Annotated in this window: 9 protein-coding genes and 1 pseudogene; 4 read left to right on the plus strand and 6 right to left on the minus strand. The window is 67.7% G+C overall.

All coding sequences use genetic code 11. The annotated features are described in order from the left end of the window. Window positions 1–841 (minus strand): glucokinase (locus tag KBY78_RS13205; protein WP_255143966.1); only part of this gene is annotated, 841 nt, incomplete at its 3' end. Window positions 842–863: 22 nt separating this feature from the next. Next, window positions 864–2,657 (minus strand): threonine--tRNA ligase, encoded by a 1,794-nt coding sequence (gene thrS, locus KBY78_RS13210; protein ID WP_255143973.1) that lies wholly within the window; start codon window positions 2,655–2,657, stop codon window positions 864–866. 163 nt (window positions 2,658–2,820) lie between these two features. Between thrS and KBY78_RS13215 the strand changes: the two genes are divergently transcribed. Together KBY78_RS13215 and KBY78_RS13220 are read left to right on the plus strand one after the other, a co-directional pair. Then, window positions 2,821–3,195: a DUF2605 family protein gene (locus tag KBY78_RS13215; protein ID WP_255143967.1), complete on the plus strand. Its 375-nt coding sequence runs from the start codon at window positions 2,821–2,823 to the stop codon at window positions 3,193–3,195. Continuing rightward, window positions 3,192–3,677, plus strand: a complete 486-nt coding sequence (locus tag KBY78_RS13220; protein WP_006171377.1) for a TM2 domain-containing protein — start codon at window positions 3,192–3,194, stop codon at window positions 3,675–3,677. The genes KBY78_RS13215 and KBY78_RS13220 overlap by 4 nt, the downstream gene beginning before the upstream one ends. On the opposite strand, the gene KBY78_RS13225 is transcribed toward KBY78_RS13220, so the two are convergent. The 4 genes from KBY78_RS13225 to KBY78_RS13240 all read right to left on the minus strand — a co-directional run bounded on the left by KBY78_RS13225 (window position 3,678) and on the right by KBY78_RS13240 (window position 6,747). Then, entirely contained in the window at window positions 3,678–4,367 is a 690-nt protein-coding gene (locus tag KBY78_RS13225) for a glycoside hydrolase family 104 protein (RefSeq protein WP_255143968.1), read from the minus strand. A gap of 246 nt (window positions 4,368–4,613) precedes the next feature. After that, entirely contained in the window at window positions 4,614–5,630 is a 1,017-nt protein-coding gene (gene trpS / locus KBY78_RS13230; protein ID WP_255143969.1) for a tryptophan--tRNA ligase, read from the minus strand. Beyond that, complete coding sequence (locus KBY78_RS13235) at window positions 5,627–6,205, minus strand: hypothetical protein (protein ID WP_255143970.1); 579 nt, start codon at window positions 6,203–6,205, stop codon at window positions 5,627–5,629. Before KBY78_RS13235 ends, trpS begins: the two co-directional genes overlap by 4 nt. A 44-nt stretch (window positions 6,206–6,249) precedes the next feature. Further along, window positions 6,250–6,747, minus strand: a complete 498-nt coding sequence (locus KBY78_RS13240) for a hypothetical protein (RefSeq protein ID WP_255143971.1) — start codon at window positions 6,745–6,747, stop codon at window positions 6,250–6,252. Window positions 6,748–6,851: 104 nt separating this feature from the next. Here KBY78_RS13240 and KBY78_RS13245 point away from each other — a divergent pair, with 104 nt between their 5' ends. After that, window positions 6,852–8,261, plus strand: a complete 1,410-nt coding sequence (locus KBY78_RS13245; protein ID WP_255143972.1) for a YcjF family protein — start codon at window positions 6,852–6,854, stop codon at window positions 8,259–8,261. 211 nt (window positions 8,262–8,472) lie between these two features. Further along, window positions 8,473–8,862, plus strand: a pseudogene (locus KBY78_RS13250) (photosystem II q(b) protein); the annotation flags it as partial.

Below are 8,862 nucleotides of genomic sequence, written 5' to 3' on the forward strand. Positions count from 1 at the left end.
CGCGGCAAAGGCTCTGCAGGGCCAGATCCCCCGCCACGGAGCCGTAGGCACCCAGCCAGAGATCGAGGGCGGCTGAGGCCGTGGGATCAGCGGCGGCAGCAGCAGCGGCCACCAGGGCCGGCAGATCGGGGCGTTCCGCCGCGCCGCTGAGCTCGGCCAGGGCCCAGGCTTCTGCCGCCTCTGCCAGGCCATGGGGCGCGCCGGCCCCGGCGTCGTGGAGGAACCAGCGAAAGACATGGCCAAGGCCGGTGCCGCTGACGATCCGCTCGATCGAGACCCGCTCCAGGGACAGATCCTGCTGCAGCCACTGCTTCAGCCGCCACTCCCGCTCCAGGCGCGGCGCGAATTCGCCGTGGGCGGCCTCACTGGCCAGGGCGATCAGGCCCTGGGGTCCCGGCACCCCGATGGCCACACCAAGACCGGTGCCAGCCCCGAGGATCGCCAAGGGGCCAGGCTGAGGCAGTCCCTCCCGCACGAGCGCCTGCTGGGACTGCCCCAGGTGCGGCAACCCGTAGATCAGCACGGCGAAGTCGTTGACCAGCTCCAGGCGCTCGAGCCCGCAGGAGGAAGCCAGCTCCAGCTCGTCGAGCTCCCAGGGCAGGTTGGTCAGCCGTACACGCCCGTCCTGCACCGGCCCGGCAATCGCCAGACAGCCATGGCTGGGCGCCTCAGATCCGGCTTTGCCCCCGGCGAGGAACTGGCGTACCAGGGCGGAGAAGTCGTCCCAGGCGGCTGAAGCGAAGCGCTCACAGCGAAGCTGCACCAACCCGTCCCCCTCCAGCCGGTAGGTGGCCAGCAGGGTCTTGGTGCCACCGATGTCGCCGGCCAGCAGGGTGGTCATGAAGGAAGGAGGCGGTGAATTCTCACTCGGGCGTGGCGGTTGCCGTCGCCGGCTCCAGGCCAAGGCCTGCGGCTCGGGTCTCGCTGGCAGACCTGGCGGCTGCCACGAGGGCAGCGGCCTCCACGCTGCCGAGGTCACCGTCGCGGCGGGAGCGGAGGCTGACGTTGCCGTGCTCGGCCTCCTTGGCGCCGATCACCGCCAGGACCGGAATCTTCTGCTGCTCCCCGTGGCGAATCAGTTTGCCGAGGCGATCCCCGCTGCGATCGATGGCGGCACGCACACCCGCTGAGCGGAGCTGGCCCAGCACCTCCTCGGCATAGGGAATGACCTCATCGGTGACGGGCAGCAGACGCACCTGCTCGGGGGCCAGCCAGAAGGGAAAATCGCCGGCGTAGTTCTCGACCATGATCCCGAAGAACCTCTCCAGCGAGCCGAAGATGGCCCGGTGAATCATGATCGGCCGCTGGCGGCTGCCATCGGCGGCCACGTAGTGCAGATCGAAACGCTCGGGCAGGTTGAAATCAAGCTGAATCGTGGAGCATTGCCACATCCTGCCGATGGCATCCTCGATCTTGATATCAATTTTGGGGCCATAGAAGGCTCCACCACCCTCATCGATTTTGTAGGGCCAGCCCTTACGCTCAAGAGCCTCGATCAGGCCGGCGGTGGCCAGATCCCAGACCGCATAATCGCCAATCGACTTCTCCGGACGGGTGGAGAGATTCACCTCATAGGTGTGAAAGTCGAAGCTGGAGAGAATCGTTTCGGTGAGGTTCAGAACCCCGAGGATCTCATCACCGATCTGCTCCGGCAGGCAGAAGATGTGGGCGTCGTCCTGGGTGAAGCCGCGCACGCGCATCAGCCCATGCATCACGCCGGGACGCTCGTAGCGATAGACCGTGCCCAGCTCGGCCCAGCGGATCGGCAGCTCGCGGTAGGAGCGCAGGGTGCTGGCATAGGTGAGCACGTGGAACGGGCAGTTCATCGGCTGGAGCTGATACTGGCGCTCATCCACGTGCATGGGCCCGAACATGCTCTCGCTGTAGAAGTCGAGGTGGCCTGAGGTTCTCCACAGGCTCGGGTCCGCCACGTGGGGGGTGTAGAGCAGGTCGTAGCCCGCCGCGAAGTGGGCCTGCCGCCAGTAATCCTCAATCAGCAGGCGCATGCGGGCACCGCGGGGGTGCCAGAACACCAGACCGGCGCCGGCTTCATCCTCGATCGAGAAGAGCTGCAGGTCGGTGCCGAGGCGGCGGTGATCGCGGCGCAGGGCCTCCTGCTTGCGGTGCTTGTACTCGGCCAGCTGCTCCGGGGTCTGCCAGGCGGTGCCGTAGATGCGCTGCAACTGGGCCCTGGTTTCATCCCCGCGCCAGTAGGCACCGGCCACGCTCTCGAGCTCGAAGGCCTTGGGATTGAGTTCGCTGGTGTTGGCCACGTGGGGCCCGGCGCAGAGGTCCCACCACTCGTCGCCAAGGGTGTAGAGGGTGATGGGCTCCTGGATCCCCGCCAGGATCTCGAGTTTGTAGGGCTCGTTCTGGGCCTTGATGCGCGCCTCGGCCTGCTCGCGGCTCACCTCGAGGCGCTGCAGCGGCAACTTGCGGGCGATGATCTTGCCCATCTCCTTCTTGATGGCCTTGAGATCGGCCTCGGTGAAGGGTTCGGGATTGTCGAAGTCGTAGTAGAAGCCATTCTCGGTCCAGGGACCGATCGTGACCTGGGAGCTGGGGAAGAGCTTCTGGACCGCCATGGCCAGCACATGGCTCATGGAATGGCGGATCCGCAGCAACTCCGGACTCTCGCTGGTGCGGGGCAGGCGCATCCGGGTGGCCTCGCCGCCCTGGGTCACCGCCGGCTCCGGGCTCGGGCCAGGACCAGAGGCCGGGAGCGTCGACGGGGATGGGGACACGGAATCAGGCGAGGCCAGGGTCGATCCTACGCATCGGATTCGGCCCTGCCGGCCGATGGATTCCTAAGGTTGCCTTGTGAGTGATCTTCCCTCCACACCGGATTCGACCCCCAGGCCGGGGGCTGCGGGCGAGCTGCTCGATCAGCTCCTGGATTCGCTGCTGCTGGATTTCGACTTCTGGTTCGATCGGGGGCTGCTGCTGCTCCAGCACTGCCCGGAAAGCGTGCTGGCCGCCGAAGATCAGGAGGCCCTATCCGAGCGCCTGGACACCGCCCGCAAGGAACTGATTGCTGCCAGAACCCTGCGCTCAGCCGCCCCGGTGAGCATGGCCCTCGACATGCAGGCCATGGCCCCCTGGCACCGCCTGGTGCTGAGCGTTTGGAACCTTTCGGCCGAGCTGCGTCAGGCCGGGGTGGTGCTGCCTGAACTGCCCCCGGCGCCCAAGCCTTGAAACGTCCGGCAGCCCCTGGAATCCGCCAGCAGCGGCGCCAGGTGGCGCCCGGCTATCTGCTCTGGGCCCTGGGACTCTTCGGGGTCTGCGGACTGCAGCGCTTCTATGCCCGCAAGCCGCTGAGCGGCACCCTCTGGCTGCTCACCTTCGGCCTCTGCTTCATCGGCCAGCTGGTGGATCTGTTCCTGATTCCGGAGCTGGTGGATCAGGCCAACCAGCCCCTCCTGCTCCAGGAAGCGCTGGAGGCTCTCGAGGCCGGCGACCCTACGGACGCCCTGCCGCCCCTGGACCGTCAGTTGCTGGCCCTGGCCCGGCGCGCCGGCGCCGCCGGCTTCACTTACAACGACGCCCTGCTGGAGTGCCAGCTTCCCCGGGACATCCCGCGGGAGCGGGTGCGCGAGGAAATCCAGCGCCTGATGCACGACGATCTGCTGGACGTGGGCAACGATGAGCGGGGCCGGGTGGTCTACAGGGAGCCCTGATCACCCCAGCCGGCTCGCGGCCGTTGGCTGGACCGGACCGCGGAGCTGCGCGTCGAAGAAGCGGCGCAGCTCCCCGGCTCTCTTGACCGGCTGGCCGTAGGCGCTGCCGCCATGGTGCAGCGGGAAGGACGCCCACTCCCCAGCCAGGCGGGCCATGGCCTCATCGGAGAGCTGGCCCCGGTCGACCGACGCGAGGGCACCACGCTGATCAGCCAGATAGAGAGCTGCCTGATCCTGGTTGGCAGGCCCGAAACCGCTCAGACCCAGGCGGCGGCTGGCCGCCTTCCAGGTGGCTGGCAGCATCTGGTACGCCCCGGCGGCGGCACTGGCATAGCGCTTGACCAACACGATGTCTGGATGACGCTCCAGGGAGGAGACCAGGGCTCCGCCGTAAAGGGTGCCGTAGTCGTCGGGGGACCCCTCGGCCCAGGTGCCCTCGGCAAAGCGGATCGTGGCCAGCAGGGCCCGCCGTTGGCGCGTGAGGGGATAGCGGACCGCCGCCCTCGGGGCGGGCCGGGCCACGGCAATGGCAGGCGCCGCCAGCGCTGGCGAGGGCGGAGCGGGAGGCGCGGGTGGAACCGCAGCCAGGGCAGCGCCATAGCGGCTGGAGATCAGTGCCGGCAGGGCCAGCAGCAGGGCGGTGGTGCCGAAAGCCTCTATGGGCCCGCGGGGTGCTCCCTTGGCAACCATGCCGAATCAAAATCTTAAAGATCGTGAAACTGTGCTGGTTGTCACATCCTTCCGGCGTCGACTCCCTGATGGGCTGGACAGAAGGGGCCCTGCCGTGCGTTCCGGGCAGCCCGCAACCTCCGCCGGGCCCGGAGCGGGCGCCAGCACAGGGGCTCCAAGCGCTGGAACTATCACAGATCGCTGGATCGGCAAGCCTTCTCACCAGGGCTGGATGATCAGGTCCGCTGATCAATCTGCAGCCAGCGATCAGCGTGCCGGCAGAAATCCCATGGCCGCACGTACCCTCTCCAGGGAGGCCTCGGCCACGACGCTGGCCCGCTCCCGGCCACGGCGCAGCACCTGATCCAGGTAGCCCGCCTCGGCCCGGATGGCCTCATAGCGCTCCTGCAGGGGGCGAAGAGCCTCCACGGCCGCCTCCGCCAGCAGCGGCTTGAACTGACCCCAGCCCATCGAGGCGCACTCACGGGCAGCAGCCTCCCGGCCCACCCCACTGAGCAGGGCATAGAGCCCCAAAAGATTGTCGGCCTCGGGTCGCTCGGGGTTGCCGAACTCCAGCCCCATCACCGGATCGGTCTTGGCCCGCTTGATCTTGCGGGTGATCAGCTCGGGAGGATCGAGCAGGTTGACGCGGGAGCCTTCGTTGGGGTCGCTCTTGCTCATCTTGCTGCGGCCATCGGCCAGGCTCATCACCCGGGCTCCCTCGGTAAGGATCAGCGGCTCGGGCACTTTCAGCAGCGGCTCGTCTTCCGGCGCAAAGCGGGCGTTGATCCGCTGCTGGGCGATGTCGCGAGCCAGCTCCAGATGCTGCTTCTGGTCTTCGCCCACTGGCACCAGATCGGCGTCATAAAGGAGGATGTCTGCCGCCATCAGCACGGGGTAATCCAGCAGACCCACTGAGACGTTCTCGCCCTGCTTGCGGGCCTTTTCCTTGAACTGGATCATCCGCTCCAGCCAGTTCAGCGGCGTGACGCAGTTCAGAAGCCAGGTGAGCTCGCTATGGGCCGTGACCTGGCTCTGAACAAAGACGCTGGAACGCTCAGGATCAATGCCGCTGGCCAGGTAAAGCGCGGCGGTGCGGAGGGTGTTCTCAGCCAGCAGCGCCGGATCAAGGGGAACCGTGATGGCATGCAGATCGACCACACAGAAGAACGTGTCGTGATCGTCCTGAAGGCTGACCCAGTTGCGAATGGCCCCGAGCCAGTTGCCCAGGTGCAGAGAGCCGGTGGGTTGGACACCGGAGAGGACCCTGGGCCTGCCGCTCACGGCTGCGTCTCAGCCGTGTCCGCGGAAGGGACAGCGACCGGATCCGGGCAGTACTGGCTGACGACCTCAGGACCGCTTGTGACCTCCTCCGGCTCGGAGATCACCACCTCAAGGGCCTGATCTGGAGCCTCGGCAGCCTCCGGATCGGGGGTTGGGGCCTGGGGGCGGCTGGGCCGTGCGAAGGGATCCGGACGGCTGGAGCGCCGCTCCCCACGGCCCTCAGCAGGGGCTCGCCGGGCCCGCTGCCCGTCACGGGGGGTTCCTTCGTTCCGGGGTGCGCCACCCTGGGCGCGGTGCTCCGCCAGCAGGGCGTCCAGTTGCCCCTGCTCCAGAAGCTGGGCCACGGTGCGGATCGAGAAACCCAGGGCCGCCACGGTTGAACGGAGCTGGAAGGCGTCCTGAACGGCCTGGGCGGCCCGTTGTTCGTTCTCGCTCAGGCGGATGCGAAAGCCTCCGGCTTCGCGCTCACGCCCGCCGCCCCCGCCACCACTGCCCCGTCCCGACTCGATGCGCCGGGCGCGGGCGGGCTGGTCCTGCTCAGACTGGGGCACTGCTGCTGTGTTCTCGTCGGCCATCGCCGGAGCCTTCAATCAGGGGGCAAGTGTGCCGCATCAACGGTTCAAGGAGCTGCCAGCCAGAGCAGCCGGTGGGGTTCAGCCGTACCGGCGCGGGCGAGGATCAACAAAGGCAACGGCCGAGGACCTGAAGCGGTAAAGGACTGCTGATAGCGGGCGAGAAAGGCGAGGTAGGTCTCCAGGGTCCAGCCGCCATGGCCCCGCTCCTGGGCCTGCCAGTGCCGTTTCAGAGCCAGCCGGCAGGCCTCCTCACCGAACTCACGCCAGCAGTGGGCTTCTGCCGCCTCTTGGCTCAGTCCTTCACGGCAGCAGTGGCGAAAGGCCTCCAGCTCAGGGGCCGCAGCCGTGCAGTCAGGCGGCAACTCCGCCGCGAGGCGCTCCACCGGTATCGCCTGCAGCTTCAACCAGCAGCGCTCCAGCAGCAGCACCGGCAGCTCCCCGTGCCAGTACCGCTCCTGTTGATGCTGGTGCAGCCGCCGCGCCAGCTCCAGCTCCAGACGGGGGGTGAGCTTCAGACTGGAGGCTTCGGCCGTCTTCACCATGGCAAGGCCGCTCGACCTGACCAGTCTGGGGGTGATCCAGGCCGCCTGGGCAGGAGTGGTCGGGTGAGCTAGAGAGGCACTGCTTCGGCAGCGCTGTACCGCTCTTGACCACCCCCGCCGCCTCCCCGGTCACCGCCGCTCACGCCTCCGCAAGCGACGCCGGGGTCAAGCCGAGGAGCTGGCGGCCGGGGATGCCCTGGATGCCAGCGGCCCTGGTGCTGGCCGGCGGCCTGCTCCTGGGCGACAGCCTGCATGGCAGCCTCTCCGGTGCCGTTGTAGTTGCCGCGGCCGCTGGGGGCCTGTGGTGGCTCAGCCGCGGCAAGGCCAAGATCCAACCCAGGCTTCCCTCCAGCTGGAGCGGCTGGATCGAGCGCTGCGACGGGCTGCTGAATCAGTTCGAGCGGCTCCAGCCCACTGAGAACGACCCCGCCGTAAGCGCCCAGCAGGAGGGCCGGCGCCAGCACCTGCAGCAGCTTCGCGACCGTCAGTCGCGACAGCAGTTGCACGTGGGGCTGGCCGGGGTCAGCCTGCCGCCAGTGAGCCTGCAGCCGGAGCTGGTCCGTGCGCTCAGGGCCCCCCTGCCCCTCTGCCTGCACTGGGGCCATCCCCTGCCGAGCCACAGCCCCGACTGGCAATGGCCCCTGCTGTTCCAGCAGTGCGACCTGCTGCTCGTTCACCTGGAGACCCCCCTGAGGGCCGCGGATCTGCGCTGGCTCGAATCCCTGCCCAGGGGTCAGGCCGTGTTCTTGCTGGTATCGAACTGCGTTCCAGCCCCGCGGCCGGAGCTCGAGCAGGAGTTGCGCGCCCAGCTGCCAGGGCCCTTGGCCGATCAGGTGATCCTCTGGAGCGGCGAGGAGGAGCAGCTCAGCGCTGCCCTTGAGCCCTGCAGCCGGATGCTTCGGGCCCGCGGCCGGGGCCTGCTGCTGCAGACCGAGCTGCGCTGCCTCGAGACCCTGCACGTGGAGTGGCAAATCAAGCTGGAAGGCCTGAGGCGGGAGCGTCTCGATGGGTTGGTGCGTCGCACCCAGTGGCTGGTGGCCGCCGGGGTGTTCGCGGCCCCCATGCCCAGCGTCGATGTGCTGGTGCTGGCGGTGGCCAATGGCCTGATGCTCAAGGAGATGGCCGAGCTCTGGGATTGCCCCTGGCAGCTGGCCCAGCTGCGCGAAGCCGCCACTGAGCTGGCCAAGGCGGCGCTGGCCCTGGGCGTGACCGAGTGGACCAGCCAGGCCCTGCTCGCGGCGATGCGCCTGGAGGGAACCACCTGGCTGGTGGGGGGGGCACTGCAGGCCCTGAGCGCCGCCTATCTCACCCGGGTGGTGGCCCATGCCATGGCCGACGTGCTCGCTCTCTCCAGCGGGGTGCCCGAACTGGATCTGCAGACCCTCCGCCAACAGGCCCCCCTGCTGGTGGCCAGGGCCGCCGAGGTGGAGCGACTCGATTGGAAGGGGTTCCTCAGCCAGGGGCAGGCCTGGTGGCACAGCCAGGTGAGTACGGGGCTGGGGAGCGCAGGCTGAAGCCCGCAGCCCATCACTTCTTCATGAAGCCTTGATGAAGCTGTTCATGAAGTTCTCCTTAGACAAGAAACGATTCAAGGCTTTCACTGGTCAGAACGAAGGCTTTGCCTAGCGTCGATTGGCACCCACTATGTCCAGGTCCAGGGTCGGCCTCTTGAGCCTGATCCGGTTCTGAATCCTGGGGCGAGTCCATCCCGTCCTCATTCCTCCAATGACCACGGCCGTTCGCAGCGGACGCGCTGGCAACTGGGAAAACTTCTGTCAGTGGGTCACCTCCACCGACAACCGCATTTATGTCGGTTGGTTCGGTGTGCTGATGATTCCCTGCCTCCTGTCAGCCACCATCTGCTTCATCATTGCCTTCATCGCCGCTCCCCCCGTCGACATCGACGGCATCCGGGAGCCGGTCGCAGGATCGTTCCTGTACGGCAACAACATCATCTCCGGCGCCGTTGTTCCTTCCAGCAACGCCATCGGCCTGCACTTCTACCCGATCTGGGAAGCCGCCAGCCTCGACGAGTGGCTGTACAACGCCGGTCCTTATCAGCTGGTGGTCTTCCACTTCCTGATCGGCATCGCCTGCTACATGGGCCGCCAGTGG

This window comes from Synechococcus sp. EJ6-Ellesmere, assembly GCF_024345875.1.
GTDB classification, from domain to species: domain Bacteria; phylum Cyanobacteriota; class Cyanobacteriia; order PCC-6307; family Cyanobiaceae; genus Regnicoccus_A; species Regnicoccus_A antarcticus.